The organism is Ralstonia sp. 22086 (assembly GCF_052045975.1).
In the GTDB taxonomy this organism is placed as follows: domain Bacteria; phylum Pseudomonadota; class Gammaproteobacteria; order Burkholderiales; family Burkholderiaceae; genus Ralstonia; species Ralstonia wenshanensis.
The window spans coordinates 479,023-498,844 of the sequence record NZ_JBQEPZ010000003.1 but is presented as its reverse complement, the minus strand read 5'-3'; the positions used below and the strand labels follow the sequence as shown (position 1 = coordinate 498,844).

Sequence of the window (19,822 nt, the reverse complement as noted above, 5' to 3'; positions counted from 1 at the left end):
ACGCTGCAAGCGCGCACTTCCACGGCATCATCTCGGCTTTCTGTTTTTCGAAGCGCCGCCGCCCGACGGGCCCGCGGCGCGTTCGCATGCCTGCCTTTGCCGTCATCCTCGTTACGCTGACGCTCGATGCCATGGGCATCGGGCTGATCCTGCCCATCCTGCCAAGCCTGCTGCGCGAGCTGGACCACACGGGCGACATCGCATTCGAATTCGGCCTGCTCATCGCGGCGTATGCGGCGATGCAATTTGTCTTTGCGCCGATCCTGGGCGCGCTGGCCGATCGCTACGGGCGCCGGCCGGTGCTGCTGCTGTCGTTGGCGGGCGCGGCGGTCGATTACCTCGTCATGGCGCTGTCGCCCCACGCGTGGGTGCTTTATGTGGGGCGCGTGGTGGCGGGCATCACCGGTGCCAACTATGCGGTGGCGACGGCGTACATCGCCGACATCACCGCGCCGGCCGATCGCGCGCGCCGTTACGGGCTGATGAACGCGTGCTTCGGCTTGGGATTCATCGCCGGGCCGGCGTTGGGCGGGCTGCTGGGCGACTGGTGGCTGCGTGCGCCGTTCCTGCTGGCGGCGGCGCTCAACGGCGTCAACTTTCTGGTGGCTTGCTTCGCGTTGCCGGAGTCACGCCGTGCAGAACGTGCGCCGTTTGCGTGGCGCGCGCTGCTGCCGGTGCAGTCGCTGCGCCGCGTGGCACGTGTGCCGACGCTGTTGCCGTTGCTGGCTGTGCTGGCGATCATCGAAATCGTCGGGCAGATTCCGCAAACGCTGTGGGTCATTCACGGCGAGGCGCACTTCGGTTGGGACACCCGTGCCGCCGGCCTGTCACTGGCGGCTTATGGGCTGATGCATGCGCTGGCGCAGGCATTCCTGACCGGGCCGATCTCACGTGCGCTGGGCGAGCGCCGCGCCGTGGTGTTGAGCGTGATGATGGATGTGGCTGGCTTTGCGGCGATGGCCTGGATCAGCGCCGGCTGGATGGTCTACCCGACCATGGTGGTGCTGTGCATGGCCGAGGTTGGCATGCCGGCGCTGCAGGCCATGCTCTCGCGCCAGGTGGGCGAGCATGAGCAGGGCGAGTTGCAGGGCGCGCTGGCAAGCCTTGCCAGCGTGGCCGCGATGATCGGGCCGCTGGCCGCCACAGCGGTGTATGCGATGACCGCGCCGGTGTGGTCCGGCACGGTTTGGATGCTTGGCGCGCTGCTTAACGGAGTGTGCCTCGTGCTGCTGATGGGCGGCGCTGCCAGGCGCGCCGCACGGGCATAGCACTGCTCAGGCCGTTTACTTGGCCGGTGTGTTCCACGGATACGCCAGCCACGCATCAAAGCGCTTGGCGAATTCACCGCTCTCGGTGGTTTGCCGCAGCCACTGGTCGACGAAGTTCTTGAACACCACGTCGCGCGGCAGCAGGTATGCCTTCTCGGAGAAATCGAACGGCGCTTCCGGGTGCACGGCACACAGTTCCGGATGCAGCTTTTGCTGCAGCTTGGTTTCCACTGCGTCGGTCATCATCAGGTCTGCACGGCCGGCGACGATCTCGTTGAAGATCGTCACGTTGTCCGGATACACGCGGATCTGCGCCTGCTTCAAGTGCTCGCGCGCGAATTTCTCGTTGGTGCCCCCCGGGTTGACCACCGCGCGCACGTTCGGCTGGTCGATCTGCGCCAGGGTCTGGTATTTCGCCTGGTTCTCGCAACGCGTGATCGGCGTCTTGCCATCGCGCTGATACGGGATCGAATAGAACGCCTTCTTTTGCCGCTCCAGCGTGACCGACACACCGCTCATGGCGATGTCATAGCGGTCTGCTGCAAAGTCCTGCATCAGCGTCGACCACGTGGTCGGCACGATTTCCAGCTTCACGCCGAGTGCCTTGGCCAGGCGTTCGCCCATCTCGACGTCCAGGCCAATGAAGCGGCCATCGGCGGGGTTCTTGTAGGTGAACGGCTTGTAGTCGCCGGTGGTGCCGACGCGCAGCGTGCCGCGCGCGATGATTTCGTCGAGGCGGTTGGTGGCTTGCGTCGTGGTTTGTGCCAGGGCGGGTGCCGCGGCGCAGGCGCACAGCAGCAGGGCGCCGGTGCGGATGAAACGGTTGAACATGGAATCCCCTCCTGAGAAATCAAAAGGCGCGGCCGCCCGGTCATCGGGCTCCGCGCCCACATCAACGCCGGCCTACTGGCCCGACGCCTTGTTCCATTGCAGCGCATTGAGCACTGCCAGCGACATTGCCGTCACGCCCGTCTTGATGGACGGCTCCGGCACGGGCGCGAACAGCGGCGAATGATTGGTCGGCAGCGGCTTGGCACCCGGCTTGAGCGAGGCGAAGAACGTCTGCGGATCGTTCACACCAATGAAGAAGAACATTGACGGGATGCCCGCGTCAACAAACGCCGAGAAATCTTCGCTGGCCGTGATGGGTGGCACGCGCAGCACGCGGTCGTTGCCGAAGGCAGTCTTGAACATCGCCTCGGTGCGCGCCACCACGGTCGGATCATTGTTGACCGCCTTGCCGCCCTCCGTGATCTTGATATCGGCGTCCGGCGCGCCCGACATTTCGGTAACGGCCTTGGCCGTGCGGCGGATGCCGTCGAGCATCTTCTGGCGCACCGCCGGCTTGTACGAACGGATCGTGCCGCGCAGCAGCACGCTGTCGGGGATGATGTTCTCGGCGCTGCCGCCCTGGATGGCGCCGATGCTCACCACGCCAAATTCCTGCGGATCCTTCTCGCGGCTGATCACGCTTTGCAGATCGACCACGAAGCGCGCCGCCATCATCACCGGGTCGATGGTTTTGTCGGGCGCAGAGCCGTGGCCGCCGCGGCCCTTGAACGTAATTTCCAGCCCGTCGGAGTTGGACGTGATCGGACCGCTGTTGAAAACGATCGAACCGTACGGCCCCGGGCCGGTATGCAGCGCAAACGCATAGTCGGGTTTGGGAAAGCGCTTGAAGAAGCCGTCGTCGATCATGCTCTGCGCGCCCGTCACGGTTTCCTCGGCAGGTTGCGCGACGAATACCAGCGTCCCGTGCCAGCGGTCCTTGAGCGACACCAGCGTCTTGGCGGTGCCCACCCACGACGCCATGTGTACGTCATGCCCGCAGCTGTGCGCCACGCCTACGTCCTCGCCGCGCCATTTCGTCTGGACGTGGCTTGCATAGGGCAGGCCGGTCTTCTCTTCCATCGGCAGCGCATCGAGTTCAGTGCGCACCAGGATCGTCGGGCCGGCGCCATTGCGATAGACAGCCACCACGCCGGTCTTGCCAACGTGCTCCGTCACATCAAAGCCGATCTTGCGCATCTGCTCGGCCAGCTTGGCCGCCGTGCGCGTTTCCTGGAACGCCAGCTCCGGATGCGCGTGGATGTCTTTGTAGAGCAGGTCGAGCTGACCGTATTCCGCATTGACCGCCGCGTCCACCGCCGGCTTGATCTGCGCCACGTCGATCCCGCCGGCCGTGGCCGCCGCAGGTTGCGCAGTTGCGGATGGCGTGCCGCCAGGGCTGGACGGAATCTGCGCGAACGTCGGCAAGGCTGCACTGGCCAGAAGCCAGGCGAGCGCAGTACGTTTCAGCCGGATGGGGGGCGTGATCATGGATGTCTCCTGTCGTTATGGTGGCGCCAACAAAGTCGTTGCTTCGTCAATCGATTCGATTATGCAACGTGATTCAGGGCATGTGCACCCGGGGGCATCCCCGAGTCCCTCATGCGCGTTGGGCAGAAACACGCCCAAGGGCGAGCGCAACGCTTGGCACTCGGTAGGCGCTTTCCTAGACTGGGTCAGGTGTGCTGTTCCAGTGAATCGAACATCGAAACGCGGATGAATCCGACGACGTCTTGTCTACAGCTGGCGTTTCGCGATGCCCCGCCCGGGGAGACGGCGATTCGTGCGGCGCTCGAGGCCGCGCAGCGCGTGCTTGAACGCAGTGGTGTGTCGCCGCGCGAGGCGTTCGCGGCCTATCAGGCCTTCGCCAGCGGGGCAGGAAGCCCCGATACGCTCGCGCTGACATTTGCCCGCGCAGAAGCCGAGGCCATGGATACGCTGGCCGCGCACGGCTATGCGCGCTATGGCACGGTCAGCTTGGCCGCGCTCTAAGTTTGCTGGCGGCTCAAGGCTCGCGCTTTAGTTCAGACTTCGGCGGTCTTGCCGCCCAGCCGCCGTGCCGTTTCGGATACGTGGCGGTGGATGCGCGCGAGGAAATCGATCTCCGCGGCGCGCGTGGGCGAATGCCCGAGCGCCTGGGACAGATGCGTCGCCACGAATGAGGACTGCGGCGCGAGCATGCTGATCAGCCTTAGCAACTCGCGGCGCGCCTGGCTGGCGTCGTAGCCGAGGTGATCGGCCAGGGCGAGCAGGGCGTCCTGGTCGATAGCCTCATAACGGGCTTGCGCATCTGGCGACAGTTCATCGGCATTCCATTCGTTGGCGTAGACCGCTGCGCAGAAGAGGTGGTCGTGCGCCGCAAGGCGGATGCCGTCCGCACCAATGTGGAAGTGCAGTGTGCCGGCCGAGGCGTTGCGCCCGCCGATCAGCAGGCAGAACACCATCCAGCGGAACAGCGCGGCCGTGGCGGAAGCGGGGTCTGCACACAGGCTCGCACATTGCGCGACCTGCTCGACTGTAATCGGCAGGAAGCGGTGCTTGGGTGAAAGCCCCAGCAGTTGCACCGCCGAGACGACATAGCGGGCCTGCACCAGCGCGGTATCGTCGCTCTTGCAGCGCAGGGTGCGATCAAGGCGCTGCACCACCGCGGCCGTTTCGGGAAACTGGCGCAGCCCGATGAACGGTGTGTCCAGCCCGATGCTGCGGCCCAACAGCGTGGCCCAGCAGTGGTTGATGGTGGCGTACGGCAAGTGCGCGCCTTCGCCCAGATCCAGCCGAACGAAGTGGCTCGATTGTGCGGCATTGGCCGGCGCGGAAAACCGGCCGAGCCACATCGACACCGGCAAGCCATTCGAGGCCAGGAAGGGCAGGCTGATTTCTTCGGACGTTGCGGCAGCATCGGTGCCATAGCGTGCGCGAGGTTCAGCCACGCGCAGCGGCGTGCTGCGGGGCGGGCGACCGACAGTTTGCTGGAACTGCAGCACGAGATCGCGCTCGGACAGCCCGTCGGCGCGCCCGCTGCATGGTTTGAGGCCGGCCGGCACCAGGGCCAGCGGGCCATCCAGATGCGGCGCCGCCTGCGCGAGATGCTCGAGCGCCGCGGCAGCAGCCTTCGGCGTGTTGCGTGCCGGTTCGGGCAGCAGGTATTCAAAGAAGTGGCGTACCGGCTGGGCTTTTGCCGTGTCGGCGATATTGCCAGCGGTGCGCGGCAGGTGCGGGCTCAGATCAAAGCCCTGCGACGAAGCCTGCCAGCGGGAATCGTATTCGAACGCCCAACCGCTGCGGCCGCACGATAGCTGACCGATCAGATGCTTATTCAGGTAGACGTCCAGCATGCGCGTATCCAACGTATTTGATGGAGCGTGCTTAGTCGGCTGTGCAGCGGAGAACCCGCCGGCAATTGGGAATTCGGCTGCTTTGCAGCAAATGTGCCGTTCCCTTGCACGCCCCTCATCGACCGATGGCGAGCATAACAAAGAAAATCTGTGCAACGCGCGGAGATATCCGTAATCGATGATGCAATTTTCTCAAATCGGATTATCGGATCGTTAAGATCGAGTGCGCGTTGGTCGATGTTTCGGCCGTCTACTTCAGTTTTGCAGATTTTTTAAATCTATCTACAGAGCCAATGCTGGCGCCATTGAATAAATTGCATGGGCGTCAAAGCGGTAGGGTATTCATTACAAGTCGGCTATTTATCGGGGCAGCGCCAACGTTTTCTCGCGTTGCACGAATCGACGGAAAAATCCTTCGCAATGTGGGGCGGAGAAGACATAACAGCATTGCTTACGGATTCAACTGCGGATTTAAGCGTCGACTTCAAGCGGGCTTTGACCGGCGCACTGCGGTGCCCCGGCCAAGCGGGGCACGATCAACGTGGCCATTCAGCGGCCGGAACGCAAAAGCGAATCCTTATCCTTTGCAGCGGTTGCCGCATTTGCAGGGGCCTTTTTGCCTGGTGCGAACACGCCGGTCGACAGCGACGTGCCGAGCAGGATCACCGCGCAGCCGATCACCATGTTGAGCGTTAGCTGCTCGCCCAGGAACAGGATGCCCCACAGCACGCCAAACACCGGGATCAGGAAGGTGACCGACACCGCGCGCGTCGGCCCCACGTGCGCGACAAGGCGGAAGAAGAGGATGTAGGCGACGCCTGTGCACGCGATACCCAAGGCGATGACGTGCAGCCACACGCTGCCGGTGGGCGTTTGCGCGGGCCAAAGCCAGTAGGCCAATGGTGCGAGCACGATGGCGGCGGCCAATTGGCTGCCGGTCGCCACGGCCAGCGGCGGCACGCCGGTCAGGAAGCGCTTGGTGTGGCTGCTGGCCACGCCGTACAGCACGGTAGCCGACAGTGCCGCGGCTACCGCCACGCCGCCTTGTTTTGCATCGATGACAGACGACCCGCCCACCAGCACGATCACGCCGATGAAGCCAATCCCCAATCCAAGCACGCGCAGCGACGACATCCGCTCGCCCAGCCATGTGAACGCGACGATGGCCGCAAACAACGGGGCCGCCGCATTGAGCACCGAGGTGAAGCCCGCCGTAAGCGTGAGTTCGGCGTAGGCGAACAGGCAGAACGGGATGGCCGAGTTCAGCACGCCCACGGCCAGCAGATGCGGCCAGTGCGTGCGCAGGGCGCCCATGCCGCCGCGCCAGGTCAGTATCGGGACGAGGAAGCATGAGGCGATCGCCACACGCAGCGCAATGAGCGCAACGGGCCCGAACGGCGGCGCTGCCACGCGCATGAACAGGAAAGAGCCGCCCCATAGGGCAGCCAGGGTGAGAAGTTCAAGCACGTCGGAGCGGCGCATGGAAGGGGGCTCGTTATCGTTGTGGGGCGGTGTGCGCGCATTGTCCGCGCGATTCGGGTTTTATGCAGGCTGCAGTGCCAGCGTGCCTTGGCGGCGGTCGTCAGCCATGGGCAGGCGTTCGCCGACCCGCGCGGGATGCCCTTCGAGCCGCAGTAGCGCGGCCTTGCGTGGCAAGCCGCCGGCATAGCCCGTGAGCGCACCATCCGCGCCGACCACGCGGTGGCACGGGATGGCGATCGAGATCGGGTTGCGGCCCACGGCGGTGCCCACCGCGCGTGCATGTTCGCGCGTGAGCCCCAGGCGCGCGGTGATCTGCCCGTACGTGGTGCGACTGCCGAATGCGATGTTGCAAAGCAGGCGCCAGACGTCTTGCTGAAACGGCGTGCCCTCGGGCGCCATCGGCAGATTGAAGTCGTGCAGCTTGCCGGCAAAGTACGCCGTGAACTGTGCCTGTGCCTCGCGGATGACCGGGATGTCCGCGCCCGGCGACATGCGCGCGGCATTCAGCGGAATCGTCTTCTGGCCGGGAAAGAACGCGCCGGTCAGGCGCGTGTCGGTGGCGGTCAAGAGCAGATCGCCGAGCGGGCAGGCAAAGGTGTGGCGGTACATGGCGGTCGACTCGTCAATCAATGCGACGCAGGTTGGGTGAGCGCATCCTCGCGGTGCCAGAGATGCATGGCGGCATACGCGCGCCAGGGCGCCCAGGGTTCGGCGCGCTCGACCATGGCACGGCGCGTGGGCAGCGTGCCGTCGCCGTTGGCGAGCCGTTTGCGCAAGACGTAGTCGCCCAGCGGAAATGCGTTCGGCCAGCCCAGCGCACGCATGGCGACGTATTGCGCGGTCCATTCGCCGATGCCGGACAATGCCTGCAACGCGGCCAGCGTGGGGCCGAGCGGCACCAGCGGTTCGAGCCGCAGCCTCCCGCCGTCGATGGCGCGGGCGAGTTCGACGACGGCGGCAGCGCGGCTGGCCTGCAGACCGGTCTGCGCAGATAGCGCCTGCGCGTCGATGTTCGCCAATGCCGCAGCGTTAGGAAATGCGGTGGCCAACCCCTCGCGCGGTTGCTGCAACGGCACGCCATATACGGCAGTCATGCGACCGAGAATGCGCCGTGCCTGCGCCAGCGAAATGACCTGCCCGGCGATGGCGCGCACCGCAATTTCAAAGCCGTCGACAGCGCCCGGCACGCGCAGGCCGGGGGTTTCGGCAGCGAGCGTGCCGAGGTGCCCGTCCACCAGATCGGGCCGGCAATCGAGGTCGAACAGCCGCCGCGCGCGCGCCAGCACGGGCGGCATGGCGTGCAGCAGGCTGGGCGACAGGGTGAGCGCCACCGCATGGCGTTGCGGCACATTGCGCGCGTGCAGCCAGCCGATGTGTCGCGCGCCGGCGTAGGCGACGGTGATCGTGCGTGCGTAGCTGTCGGCGTCGGCCACCTCGACGCCATCGACCGCACGAGCGCGCAAAAACGCGAGCAACGCTTGCCACGCAAACGGTGGCCGGTAGCCCAGCATGAGTGTGGGGCCGTCTTCGGTGTGCGCAGCCGTCGTGCGCGAGCGCAGGCGCGTGGGTGCAAAGCCGTAGTGCTCGGTAAAGCCGCTGTTCAGACGCCGCACGCTCCCGAAGCCGGCCGCAAAGGCGACATCGCCGACGGGCATGGCGGTGTCGGTCAGCAGTTGCTTGGCGAGCAGCAGGCGCTGCGTTTGCGCGTACTCGATGGGCGAGACGTCGAACTCGGCGCGGAAGATGCGGCGCAAGTGGCGGTCAGTCACGCCCACGGCTGCGGCCAGTGCGGCCAGGTCGTGCTCTTGCAGAAAGCCTTCGTCGATCATGCGGGCGGCGGCGCGCGCGAGGCTCGAAGACATCTCGGCCAGGCTGTGGCCGGGTGCCAGTTCCGGCCGGCAGCGCAGGCACGGCCGAAAGCCCGCGCGCTCGGCGGCGGCGGCCGTGTTGAAGAAGCGGCAGTTCTTTTCCAGCGGCGTGCGGACCGCGCAAACGGGGCGGCAATATACGCCGGTGGATGTCACACCGACGAAGAACCAGCCGTCAAAGCGACGGTCGCGCGATTGCACGGCGTGGTAGCAGGCGTTGTGGTCGAGGTGCATGGTGGTGATCGGGTGACTCGGCAGCTAGTCTAGCCCTGTCGGGTCGCATGGATTCGCCGGATTCGGACACATCCCTCGCTGCCAAAAACGCGGTATCTCGGCACAATTGCGAACACAACAACACATCGGGAGATCGGCATGTCCAAGACCATCGTCATTACCGGCGGGGGCCGGGGTATCGGCCGCGCCACGGCGGTTCTGTGCGCGCAACGCGGCTGGTCTGTCGCGCTGCAATATCGCGGCAACCGGCAGGCGGCGGAAGAGACGGTGGGGCTGATCGAACAGGCGGGCGGCCACGCGCTGGCGGTGCAGGGCGATGTGTCGAACGACGAAGATGTGATCGCCCTGTTCGAAGCGGCGGCCGGACGCTTTGGCGCGCTGCATGGCGTCGTCAACAACGCCGGCATCGTGGCCGAGGCTCAGGACGTGGCCGACATGACCACGCACCGGCTGCGTACGATGTTCGAGACCAACGTGCTTGGCGCCTTTCTGGTAGCGCGCGAGGCGGCGCGGCGGTTGTCGACCTCGCGTGGTGGCGTGGGCGGTTCGTTGGTTAACGTGTCGTCGGCGGCATCGCGGCTGGGGTCGCCGCACGAATATGTCGACTACGCTGCCTCCAAGGGCGCCGTCGACACCATGACGCTCGGGTTGGCGCGTGAACTCGGGCGCGATGGCGTGCGGGTCAATGCCGTGCGCCCCGGTTTGATCGAGACCGATATTCACGCTTCAGGCGGCCAGCCCGATCGCGCGCAGCGCCTTGGCAGCGCCACGCCGATCGGCCGGCCCGGCACGCCGCACGAAGTGGCCGAGACCATCGTGTGGCTGCTCTCCGATGCGGCGTCTTACGTGACGGGCGCGCTGCTGGACTGCGCGGGCGGGCGCTGAGCGGCGATCAGGCGATCAGGCATTCGCTCCGGAGCGGAAGGTATCGCACTGTCGAAGATCGCCGCCGTCGAAGCCCTGGCGGAACCAGTGCATGCGCTGCTCTGACGTGCCGTGCGTGAAGGCATCGGGCGTGACGCTGCGGCCGGCGTTGCGCTGCAGGGTGTCGTCGCCGATGGCGTGCGCGGCGGTCAGAGCCTGCTCCAGGTCACCACGCTCAAGCAAGCCGCGTTGCTGCGCAAAGTGGCCCCACACGCCGGCCAGACAATCGGCCTGCAGCTCCAGCTTGACCGACAGCGCATTCGCCCCCGCCTGCGATTTACCGGCCTGCGCGCGGCTGACCTTCTCCGACACGCCCAGCAGGTTCTGGACGTGATGGCCCACCTCGTGTGCGACGACGTACGCAGCGGCAAAGTCGCCCGGGGCGCCAAACTTGCGGCGCAGTTCGTCGAAGAAGCCGAGGTCAAGGTAGACCTTGGTGTCGGCCGGGCAATAGAACGGGCCAACGGCCGAAGTGGCGTCGCCGCAGCCTGAGCGGATGCCCTGGCGGAACAGCACGAGCTTGGGCGGCTGGTATGCGCGCCCGGCTTGCTTGAACAGTTGCGTCCAGGTGTCTTCTGTGTCGCCCAGCACGTGCGAAACCAATTGCTTGCTGCGGTCGTTGTCGGTTTCTCCGGTGGGCCGGGCGGGGCTGTGCGGTGCGGATTGCGTCGGCGCGTTCTGCGACACCTGCATCACCATGCTGAGGATTTCCAGCGGGTTCTTGCCCATCAGCAAGCCCACGACGGCCACGATCGCAATGCCGCCGATGCCCAGCCGCATGCCGCCGCCACCGAAGCCGCCGCCAGAGGAGGCGCGCTCATCCTCGACGTTATTGCTTTCGCGCATGTCATCCCAACGCACGATGTTCTCCTTGAGAGGCCTGAGAGGCTAGTAGGGCAGGGTCAGCCCGGGCGTCACACCCGGTAAACTTTGCAAAGTCTACCTGCTGTGGGTACGTACGGGCATGCCGCGGCGCTGCCGAATCGTCTGCACGCAGAGCCGGTGCAAGCATTGACAAGGGCTGGCGGCGATTTGCGGCATTGCACAAAGCCCGGCAGGAAACTTGCTAACCAAGGCTGCTCATCCTCCGTCCGGCTGTCACACAGGTGACATGGGGCGGTTCCCGAATAACGTTCGGCAGAAGGTCACGCTGCCGATCCATGATCTCGAGTTCTCACCATGCGCTTGCCTGCTTCGATCACCGCTCAACCACCAGACGCCGCAGAGTCGTCGCATCTGGCTGCCACCCATGTTGATCCGACCGAGGTGTCGGACGTGGAGCAGGCCGCCGCAGCGCGCAAGCCCTGGTGGGAGCGCGTGTCGGGTGCCGTGGTCGGCGGTGCATTCAGCAGTGTTGCAGCTGCGTTGATTGCCGTGACGGGGGCCATCTACGTTGGGATGTATCACGCGCCCTGGGTGAAGAGCCTTGCCGGCCACACGCCGACGGCCGCCCAGGCCGGTGATGCGATGAGTGTTGCCATGGCCGCCGGGCCTGCCAACGCAGCCACGCCGGCGTCGGCCGTTGCTCCTGCGCCTGCGGAAGCTGCCACGCAACCCGCATCGGCCGACCGCGTTGCGGCAGCACGTGACCGGATGGAACAACGTGTGTACTCGCAAGTGCAGCAGCCGCGCGCCCGCACCGTGGCCGAACGCGAGACGCTGGAAGACAACGACGCGCCGGCACCTGCCAACGTGCGCCGTCATCATCGCAGCACGCGTTACATGCGCCATGGCGCGCCATTCAACGCGGCCTGGTACAAGGGCGCCTGATCGGCTTCCTGCATCCAGCCGAATGCGCGCTCAGCCCGCGTGCGCGTGCCTGCGACGACGCAGCGCGATGATCGTCAGCGAGATGCCGCTCACCACGGCGGCGGTCAGCACGTAGTAGCTCGGTGCCAGCGTATCGCCCGTCGCGTGGATCAGCCACGTGACGATGAACGGCGCGAACCCACCGAACAGTGTCACGCCCAGGCTGTAGCCGAGCGACAGGCCGGTCGAGCGCACGCGCGTGGGAAAGATCTCCGACATCAGTGCCGGCATCGGGCCCGAATACGCGGCCTTGAAGATGCCCGACACGGCTTGCAGCGCCAGCAGCGCACCGATGGTCGGATACGCGCGCAACAGCGCAAACATCGGGTAGATCAGCAGGATCATCAGCACCGACGTGGTGAGCATGATGCGGATGCGGCCGATGCGATCCGACAGCGCGCCCATCACCGGTGAGAGCAGAAACTGCAGCCCGCCGTTGAGCACCACCACCGCGAACGACTGCGCCGCCGGCAGATGCAGCTGCTTGACGGCATACGTGGGCATGTAGAGCTGCAGCACGTACACCGACACGGTCGACTGCGCCACCACGCCCACCGCCAGCAGCAGGTTCGTCCATTGCGCTTTGAATGAAGCTTGCGGGTCGACCGTTGTCTTCTTCTGTTCGGCAACGAACTCGGGCGTCTCATCCAGATGGCGGCGGATGTAGAAACCCACCGGGCCGACCAGCAGACCAAAGATGAACGGCAGCCGCCAGCCCCAGCCTTCCAGATCCGCCGGCGTGAGCGACGCGGTGAGCAGCGCTCCAAGCCCCGCCGCCAGAATGGTCGCAATGCCCTGGCTGGCGAATTGCCAGCTTGCGTAGTAGCCGCGCCCGCGCGTGCTGTGCTCCACCATGAAGGCCGTCGCGCTGCCGAATTCACCACCCACCGCAAAGCCTTGGACCAGGCGTGCAAGCAGGATGGTGATGGGCGCCACGATGCCGATCTGCTGGTAGCTCGGCATCACGGCAATCACCAATGTGCCGACGATCATCAGCAGGATCGACAGCGTCAGTGCCGCCTTGCGCCCCTTCCTGTCGGCATACATGCCCAGCACGATCGCGCCCACCGGCCGCGTGATGAACGACACGCCAAAGCTGCCCACCGCAAACAGCAGCGACACCCATTCGTCATCGGCTGGGAAGAACAGTTTGCCGATGATGGATGCGAAGAAGCCGTAGACGAGAAAGTCGTACCACTCCAGCGCATTGCCGATCGACGACGAAACGACGATGCGGCGTGCATGCGCTGCACTCGTTGTTGCGGGCCGAGCAGGCGCAGCAGTGCCTGCCGCAGAGGGGGCGGTCATGATCAGGGTTCCTTTGGTGCCGGCCGGGATCGTTTTTATGGGAACTGCAGCGCGTTGCCCGCCCGGTCCGACGGGTCAGCGCGCTGGTGCGGCAGGGCTTTCTTAGAAGCCCACCGCGTGGCCGTCGCGGCGGCTGTCGCTGGCAGCCACGTAGCCGTGGTCGGCGTCGTCCGACAGGCGCCAGATGAACTGGCCGGAGCCGAAATCCATGTACGGATCCGCCACCGATTCGAGCTTGTGCCCGCGCGCTTCCAGCGCAGCGACGGTCTTGGCGTTCATCGTGCCTTCTACGTCGAGCGTGAAATCGCGGTTGACCTTCCAGCGCGGTGCGTCGCACGCGGCCTGCGGCTGTTGCTTGTAATCGAGCATGCGCACGAGCGTCTGCAGATGGCCTTGCGGTTGCATGTCGCCGCCCATCACGCCAAAGCTCATCTGCGGCTGGCCGTCCTTGGTCAGGAACGCCGGAATGATGGTGTGGAACGGCCGCTTGCCGCCTTCCACCACATTGGCCGAACGCGCGTCCATCGAAAAACCGAAGCCGCGGTTCTGCAGGCTGATGCCGGTGCCGGGCACCACCACGCCGGAGCCGAAACCCATGTAGTTGGATTGGATGAATGAGACCATCATGCCGTTCTCGTCGGCGGCCGTCAGGTACACCGTGCCCCCGGCGCGCGGCATGCCGAAGGTCGGCATCTGCGCGCGGCCCATGTCGATGAGCTTGGCGCGTGCATCGAGGTAAGCGTCGTCGAGCATCTGCTCGGGCGTGACCTCCATCGAGCGCGGGTCGGCCACGTATTTGTAGAGATCGGCAAACGCCAGCTTCATCGCTTCGATCTGCAGATGCTGCGAGTCGGCCGAGTCGACGGGCAGGGCGCCGAGGTCGAAGCGGTCGAGAATGCCCAGGGCGATGAGCGCAGCGATACCTTGGCCGTTCGGCGGGATCTCGTGCAGGTCGTAGCCGCGGTAGCGCTTGGTGATCGGCTTGACCCATTCGGGGCGATAGTCGCGCAGGTCTTGTGCGGTCATGCCGCCGCCGCATTCGCGCGAGTACGCGGCAATGCGTTCAGCGAGTTCGCCTTCGTAGAAATCGCGGCCGTTGGTCTGGCCAAGGCGCCGCAGCGTGGCGGCTGCCTCGGGCAGCTTGAACTTCTCGCCCACTTCTGGCGCGCGGCCGTGCGGCATGAAGGCCTGCGCGTAGCCGGGCTGGTTGTGCAGTTCAGGAATGGCCGCTGCCCACTTGTGCGCGACGATGGGCGCGATGGTGTGGCCACGCTCGGCAATCTCGGCGGCGGGTTCCAGCACATCGGCAAATGGCAGCTTGCCAAAGCGCTCGTGCAATGCGGCCCAGGCGGAGATGGCGCCGGGCACCGTCACAGCATCCCAGCCACGTGTGGGGCGCTTCGGGTTGCCGTTGGCGTCTTCGCCGTATTTGTTTCGGAAGTAGTCGAGGTTCCAGGCCTGCGGTGCCGTGCCGGAAGCGTTCAGGCCGTGCAGCGCCTTGCCGTCCCACAAGATGGCGAATGCATCGCTGCCGAGGCCACACGAGACGGGCTCGACGACGGTGAGCATCGCCGCCGCGGCGATGGCCGCATCCACGGCGCTGCCGCCCGCGAGCAGCATGCGCAGCCCAGCCTGCGCGGCCAGCGGGTGCGACGTGGACACAACGTTGCGCGCAAACAGCGGAATGCGGACGGTGGGATACGGGTTTTGCCAATCGAACTGGTGGGGCATGGGAATCAAGTGGGAATAAGCGGGAATGTTTGACGAATGATTATTTGCGGTGCTCTGGATTTAATAAAGTTAAAATTCATTGGATTCAGCTTAAGAAAAACTTGAGAATCCGCCGCGCCTTCCCGTGAGTACCGTCCGCTTCCTCCGCACCTTTGTTGCCGTGGCACGCCATGGCTCGTTTGCCGCCGCCGCCGAGCGCGTTGCGCTGACGCAGGCCGCAGTGAGCTTGCAGATGCGTGCGCTCGAAACCGAACTGCGCCGCGATCTGTTCGACCGGTCGGGGCGCACCGTCACACTGAATGCGCATGGCCGCGCGCTGCTGCCGCAAGCCGAGCACCTGCTGGCGCTGTACGACGCCATGCGTGTCGGAGACGAACCGCAGACGGAGCTGTCCGGCGCCGTGGCGATTGGCGCAGTGGTGTCGGTGATGGGGTCGCTGGCACATGCGGTGGCGGGGCTCAAGCAGGTGCACAAGGGGCTGGACGTCAAGCTCATCACCGGCAAATCGGGCGAGCTGGCCGAGCAGGTGGAAGCGGGCGAACTGGATGGCGCGCTGGTCGTAGAACATCTGGAGCGCCTGCCGGCCAACCTCGCGTGGCATCCGCTCTATACCGAACCGCTGGTGGTGGTGGCGGGCCGTCATACGCGCGGCCGCGCCGAAGAAGTCCTGCGCACCCATCCATTCCTGCGCTTCGACCGCGCGGTGCGCACGGGGGCGCTCATCGACCGCGCTCTGCGGAAGACGCACATGGCGGTCAACGAATTCATCGAGGTCAATTCAATCGAGGCGATTGTCGAGCTGGTGCGCCAGCAGGTGGGTGTGACGCTGGTGCCGCGCCTGCGCCGCGCAAGCTGGGAGAGCGACCCCGCCCTGCGCGTGCTGCCCATGCCGCCGCAGACGCCGGTGCGCGCTGTCGGGATGATCGAGCGGAAAGAACACGTGCGACACGGTGTGATTCAGGCGGTACTCGATGCGCTCGAAACCACACTTGGCAATTCCAGCGCCTAGACTGAATGCACCCAGACAGGCTCCGGAGATCGCGATGGACGCAATCATTCAACGCTGGCGCGACGAGTTGATCCTGCTCGCTCGCATTCTGATGATGGTGCTGTTCGTGATGTCCGGATGGGGCAAGCTGACCGGCTTCCAGGGCACGGTCGGCTACATGGCCAGCACGGGCGCCCCCATGCCGATGGTGGCCGCTGCGGTGGCCGTCGTCATGGAGTTCGGCGTCGGTATTGCCTTGCTCATCGGGCTGTGGACGCGGCCGCTGGCCATTCTGATGGCGCTGTTCGTGCTCGGCACGTCGTTCATCGCCCACTCCTACTGGGATATGCAAGGCGCCATGGAGGCCGCCAACAAGATCCAGTTCTACAAGAACCTGAGCATCATGGGCGGGCTGTTTCTGCTGGCTGCTGTGGGGCCGGGCAAGTACGCGGTGCAGAAGTCGTAGTGCGCGCGCTCAACGCAATGACCGCTGCACCAGCACCAGCACGGCAAACACACCGCATGCCACGGCAAACCAACTGAACAGCTGCGTGCCGGCCAGCAGCGTGGCTTGCCGATCAATTTCGGCGGACAGGCTCACCAGGCGCTCCGGCGTGAGCGGGTTGGCGGCCTGCAGGTCTGCCGTGAAGCGCGTGACATGCGCGACGATCAGCGAGCGCGATTCCGCCTGCTGCGTCTGCAGCGACACAGCCGCCAAGCCTGTGCCAACTGCCGTCGCAAACTGGCGCGCGATGTTCTTCATCTGGTAGCCGTGCGCGAAGTCTTCGCGGTCCAGATCGAGGTAGGTCATCATCGCCACCTGAATCATCACCGCACCTGGCGTGATGCCTTCCAGAATCGACACGGGGAAGAACGCATAGTCGGGTGCGCCTGGCATCAGGCTCGTCGCCAGCAGCAGCGCCGCTGCCGCATACACGGCAAAGCCGATGGCGATGAAGCGGCGCTTGCGGAAGAAGAACGGCAACCAAATCGTCATGACGACGGCCACCACCGTCGACACTGCCCCGCTGATCATCAGGAACAGCGTGGTCGTGCGGAACGTGAAGCCCAGGCCGCCTTGCGACACCGCCGGAAACAGGTACGACCAGTAGCCGCTCATCAGGTAATAGACGCCGTAGAAGCCGATGCCCCACAGGTAACGGCGACCATTCAGGCGCGAGAGATCGAGCCACGGATCGGGGTGCGTGCGCAGGCGATGGATGGCCAGTAGCAGCGAAGCCGTACCGCCCAGCAACAACAGCGGAATCAACGGCGAGGCCGTCAGGCGGCTGTAGCGCAGCTCCGACAGGCCCATCAGGAACGACAGCGCGCCGATGGCCATGGCGCCCACGCCAACCCAATCCCACTGGCTGTCTTCGGGCGGCGCTTCATCGGGGCGGCGTGCGGCGCGTGTGCGCGGTTGATGGTGCTCGGGCGGCAGGAAGAACATCGCCATCCAGGCCACACCGGCGAGCGCCAGTTCGATCCAAAAAATCACGCGCCATTCGCTGTACTCCAGCACCTCGGCGCAGATCCACGGCGCAAGCGTGGTCAGTCCGAACAGGCCGACGCTGAACATCAGCATCGGTGGAATGCGCTCGTCGGGCTCGGCTGTGAGTTGCACCAGGATGCGCGACGCCGAAAACAAGCCGCCCGCGCCCAGGCCCTGGATGGTCCGCCCGATGACGAGTTCGCCGATATTGTTGGATTGCGCACACACCATGCAGCCGATGGCGAACAGCACGATGCCCACCAGCGAGTACGTCCGGTAGCCAACGTGCGCCGCAATGCGGCCAATGGCGAGGTTGGCGACCACGGCCGCCACGGCATACGCTGTGACGGCGTACAGATACGCCTCGGGACTCGCATGCACACCGCCCTGGATGTGCTGGCCCGCCACGGCGAACATCTGCGACGAGACAAAATCGAGGCCTGTGGAGAGGCCCAGCGCCAGCCCAAAAGCGTGGACGCGTGCAGAAGAGAAGTGGGGGAACGCCCGCAGTGACGCGGGTTTGAGGATTTGCAGCGACATGTGCCCGAGCATAAACTTGCCCGCCAGCCGGATAAACGGCCAACTCTAGGAACACTGTCCAGTCATGCGAACAATGGAGTGGAACGACTGGGAAACCTTCTGCCGCGTGGTGGAGGCCGGCAGCTTCACCGCCGCCGCCGAGGCGCTGGGCATTCCCAAATCGACCGCCAGCGCCGCCGTATCAAGGCTGGAAGCAGCGCTGGGCGTGCGGCTCATGACGCGCACGACGCGCCAGTTGCGGCTGACCGAAGCGGGCTCGCAGTTCTACGACGACATCGCGCCGTTGTTCGAACGCCTGCGCGAAGTGCACGCCGACACCACAGCAGCCAGCGAAACCGTGGCCGGCACGCTGCGCATCGCCGCGCCGTACGAAGTCGGTGCGCAGCACCTGACTGAACCGGTGTGCCGTACGCTCGAGAAGTATCCGCATCTGCAAATCCAGGTGCACATCTCGTGGGAGCAGCCCGACCTGCTGGCTAGCGGCTACGACATCGTCTTCGTGATGGTCGACCAGATGCTGCCGGATTCGTCGCTCGTGGCGCGTCGTGTGGTGCTGATCCCGCGCGGTTTGTATGCGTCGCCGGCCATGTTGGCGGAACGCCCGCCGCTCAAGACACCCGCCGACCTGGCCGGCTGGCCCTGCCTGTCCGGCCCCGACGACGCAAGCTGGGCCTTCCGCCCCGTCGGCCAGCCCGCAATGGAGCCAATCGAAGTCCCGATCCAGCCGCGCCTGCAGACCTTGAATGCCGAAATGCGCGCCCGGGCCGCCGTGCGTGGCCTGGGTGTGGCGCGCATGGCGCGCTCCGTGGGTGATACGGAAGTCGCGGCCGGTCGGCTCGTGCGCGTGCTGCCCGATTTCGAACTGACCGCGCTGCGCGTCTATGCGCTGATGCCTGCGCGCAAGCTGGTGCCGCGCAAGGTGCGCGTGTTTCTGGATGCGCTGGAAGCAGAGGGCGTTTCCGCCACACCGGCCCCTGCCTAGCCGAAGACCGGCGCTGGATGTCACAATCGGCGCTTCCCTATTCGGATTGTGAGGACCGGCGGCCATGCGTCTGCGCCAGATTGAAGTCTTCCGCGCCGTGATGCTGGTCGGGACCGTCAGCGAGGCGGCGCGCATGCTGAACGTGTCGCAACCCGTGGTGACGCGCGTGCTGCAGCACACCGAACTGCAACTCGGTTTCCGCCTGTTCGACCGCACCAAAGGGCGCCTGCAGCCCACCGCCGAGGCGTTCGAATTGTTCAGCGAAGTCGAGCGGCTGTACCAGGAGGTCGAGCGCGTGCGGCGCGTGTCGGCCAATCTGCGCCACAAGGGCGCCGGGCGCTTGCGCGTGGCGGCAACGCCCAGCTTGGCCCCGAGCATCCTGGCGCCTGCCGTGCGGCGTTTCTCTCAGCGCCATCCCGATACGCTGGTGCGCGTGTTCACGCATCACACGGCCGAGATCGTGCAGGGCTTGCTCGCGCAGGACATCGACGTCGGCTTCGCCTTTGCGCCGCCCGTGCATCCGGCCATCAGCACCACGCCCGTCGCGCAGGGCCGCATCCTGCTGGCCGCGCCGCGCGCCTGGGTGGGGGGCAAGACGGATGGCCGCGCGCTGCACAAGCTCGTTGCCGAGAAGCCGTTCATCGGACTGGAAGACCAGATTTCGCTCGGCTCGCTGGTCGGGCAGACGCTGGCGCGCGGCGGACTGGCGCCGCAGTCGACGCTGGAAGTACAGACGTATTCGCTGGCGCGTTCGCTGGTAGAGGAGTCGCTCGGCGTGACGATGCTTGATCAGTTCACTGCCGCCACCGGCAGCATGGAGCGCATCGCGCTGTTCGCGCTGGAGCCGGCGCAGACGTTTGACGTGCGCGCCATGCGTGCCGAGCATCACGCGCCGTCATCGCTGGCGGATAGCCTGGTGCAGTGCTTTGCCGAGGCCGCGCGCGCGCTGTCCGATGAACTCCCGCAGCGCGTCGAACCGACCGCATTTGTGCTCAAGCCCACCGAACCTGACAGCGACGCGGCAGACTAACCG

The 19,822-nt window shown here is 65.7% G+C and carries 18 protein-coding genes; 8 read left to right on the top strand and 10 right to left on the bottom strand.

Annotated features, from left to right (window positions below):
* Positions 1 to 86 precede the first annotated feature (86 nt).
* On the top strand, positions 87 to 1,268 hold the full coding sequence (tet, locus tag ACTJK6_RS15470; protein ID WP_316870069.1) for a Tet(A)/Tet(B)/Tet(C) family tetracycline efflux MFS transporter: 1,182 nt from the start codon (positions 87 to 89) through the stop codon (positions 1,266 to 1,268).
* A gap of 15 nt (positions 1,269 to 1,283) precedes the next feature.
* On the opposite strand, the gene ACTJK6_RS15465 is transcribed toward tet, so the two are convergent.
* Positions 1,284 to 2,099, bottom strand: a complete 816-nt coding sequence (locus ACTJK6_RS15465) for a transporter substrate-binding domain-containing protein (protein ID WP_440839510.1) — start codon at positions 2,097 to 2,099, stop codon at positions 1,284 to 1,286.
* 72 nt (positions 2,100 to 2,171) lie between these two features.
* Positions 2,172 to 3,587: a M20 family metallopeptidase gene (locus ACTJK6_RS15460; RefSeq protein WP_440839509.1), complete on the bottom strand. Its 1,416-nt coding sequence runs from the start codon at positions 3,585 to 3,587 to the stop codon at positions 2,172 to 2,174.
* 225 nt (positions 3,588 to 3,812) lie between these two features.
* On the opposite strand from ACTJK6_RS15460, the gene ACTJK6_RS15455 reads away from it, so the two are divergent.
* Positions 3,813 to 4,088: a hypothetical protein gene (locus tag ACTJK6_RS15455; RefSeq protein ID WP_024974928.1), complete on the top strand. Its 276-nt coding sequence runs from the start codon at positions 3,813 to 3,815 to the stop codon at positions 4,086 to 4,088.
* A gap of 32 nt (positions 4,089 to 4,120) precedes the next feature.
* On the opposite strand, the gene ACTJK6_RS15450 is transcribed toward ACTJK6_RS15455, so the two are convergent.
* The 4 genes from ACTJK6_RS15450 to ACTJK6_RS15435 form a co-directional block, all read right to left on the bottom strand.
* Entirely contained in the window at positions 4,121 to 5,431 is a 1,311-nt protein-coding gene (locus ACTJK6_RS15450; RefSeq protein ID WP_232040836.1) for a HipA N-terminal domain-containing protein, read from the bottom strand.
* Positions 5,432 to 5,980: 549 nt separating this feature from the next.
* Positions 5,981 to 6,913 carry a DMT family transporter gene (locus tag ACTJK6_RS15445; RefSeq protein WP_440839507.1) on the bottom strand — a complete coding sequence of 311 codons (933 nt, stop codon included), beginning with the start codon at positions 6,911 to 6,913 and terminating at the stop codon, positions 5,981 to 5,983.
* 60 nt (positions 6,914 to 6,973) lie between these two features.
* Positions 6,974 to 7,522: a methylated-DNA--[protein]-cysteine S-methyltransferase gene (locus tag ACTJK6_RS15440; RefSeq protein ID WP_440839506.1), complete on the bottom strand. Its 549-nt coding sequence runs from the start codon at positions 7,520 to 7,522 to the stop codon at positions 6,974 to 6,976.
* A gap of 17 nt (positions 7,523 to 7,539) precedes the next feature.
* Positions 7,540 to 9,015 carry a DNA-3-methyladenine glycosylase 2 family protein gene (locus ACTJK6_RS15435; RefSeq protein WP_440839505.1) on the bottom strand — a complete coding sequence of 492 codons (1,476 nt, stop codon included), beginning with the start codon at positions 9,013 to 9,015 and terminating at the stop codon, positions 7,540 to 7,542.
* 138 nt (positions 9,016 to 9,153) lie between these two features.
* Between ACTJK6_RS15435 and ACTJK6_RS15430 the strand changes: the two genes are divergently transcribed.
* The gene (locus ACTJK6_RS15430) at positions 9,154 to 9,900 is read left to right on the top strand and encodes an SDR family oxidoreductase (RefSeq protein WP_440839504.1); all 747 of its coding nucleotides are present in this window, start codon (positions 9,154 to 9,156) and stop codon (positions 9,898 to 9,900) included.
* 15 nt (positions 9,901 to 9,915) lie between these two features.
* Here ACTJK6_RS15430 and ypfJ read toward each other — a convergent pair whose 3' ends face one another.
* Entirely contained in the window at positions 9,916 to 10,800 is an 885-nt protein-coding gene (gene ypfJ / locus ACTJK6_RS15425) for a KPN_02809 family neutral zinc metallopeptidase (protein WP_232040831.1), read from the bottom strand.
* A 318-nt stretch (positions 10,801 to 11,118) separates the two neighbouring features.
* On the opposite strand from ypfJ, the gene ACTJK6_RS15420 reads away from it, so the two are divergent.
* The gene (locus ACTJK6_RS15420; RefSeq protein ID WP_440839503.1) at positions 11,119 to 11,709 is read left to right on the top strand and encodes a hypothetical protein; all 591 of its coding nucleotides are present in this window, start codon (positions 11,119 to 11,121) and stop codon (positions 11,707 to 11,709) included.
* A gap of 30 nt (positions 11,710 to 11,739) precedes the next feature.
* Here the strand turns inward: ACTJK6_RS15420 and ACTJK6_RS15415 are convergent, their stop codons facing one another.
* Both ACTJK6_RS15415 and ACTJK6_RS15410 read right to left on the bottom strand, forming a co-directional pair.
* Entirely contained in the window at positions 11,740 to 13,056 is a 1,317-nt protein-coding gene (locus ACTJK6_RS15415; protein ID WP_440076185.1) for an MFS transporter, read from the bottom strand.
* A gap of 102 nt (positions 13,057 to 13,158) precedes the next feature.
* On the bottom strand, positions 13,159 to 14,787 hold the full coding sequence (locus ACTJK6_RS15410; protein ID WP_440839502.1) for a gamma-glutamyltransferase family protein: 1,629 nt from the start codon (positions 14,785 to 14,787) through the stop codon (positions 13,159 to 13,161).
* A 124-nt stretch (positions 14,788 to 14,911) separates the two neighbouring features.
* On the opposite strand from ACTJK6_RS15410, the gene ACTJK6_RS15405 reads away from it, so the two are divergent.
* Positions 14,912 to 15,796 (top strand): LysR family transcriptional regulator, encoded by an 885-nt coding sequence (locus ACTJK6_RS15405; protein ID WP_260802042.1) that lies wholly within the window; start codon positions 14,912 to 14,914, stop codon positions 15,794 to 15,796.
* Positions 15,797 to 15,830: 34 nt separating this feature from the next.
* Positions 15,831 to 16,241 (top strand): DoxX family protein, encoded by a 411-nt coding sequence (locus ACTJK6_RS15400; RefSeq protein WP_232040826.1) that lies wholly within the window; start codon positions 15,831 to 15,833, stop codon positions 16,239 to 16,241.
* A gap of 9 nt (positions 16,242 to 16,250) precedes the next feature.
* Here the strand turns inward: ACTJK6_RS15400 and ACTJK6_RS15395 are convergent, their stop codons facing one another.
* Complete coding sequence (locus ACTJK6_RS15395) at positions 16,251 to 17,807, bottom strand: MFS transporter (RefSeq protein WP_260802041.1); 1,557 nt, start codon at positions 17,805 to 17,807, stop codon at positions 16,251 to 16,253.
* A gap of 73 nt (positions 17,808 to 17,880) precedes the next feature.
* Between ACTJK6_RS15395 and ACTJK6_RS15390 the strand changes: the two genes are divergently transcribed.
* Both ACTJK6_RS15390 and ACTJK6_RS15385 read left to right on the top strand, forming a co-directional pair.
* Positions 17,881 to 18,789, top strand: a complete 909-nt coding sequence (locus ACTJK6_RS15390; RefSeq protein ID WP_232043044.1) for a LysR family transcriptional regulator — start codon at positions 17,881 to 17,883, stop codon at positions 18,787 to 18,789.
* 64 nt (positions 18,790 to 18,853) lie between these two features.
* Positions 18,854 to 19,819, top strand: coding sequence for a LysR family transcriptional regulator (locus ACTJK6_RS15385; protein ID WP_343619998.1), 966 nt, complete (start codon positions 18,854 to 18,856; stop codon positions 19,817 to 19,819).
* The last annotated feature ends 3 nt before the right edge of the window (positions 19,820 to 19,822 follow it).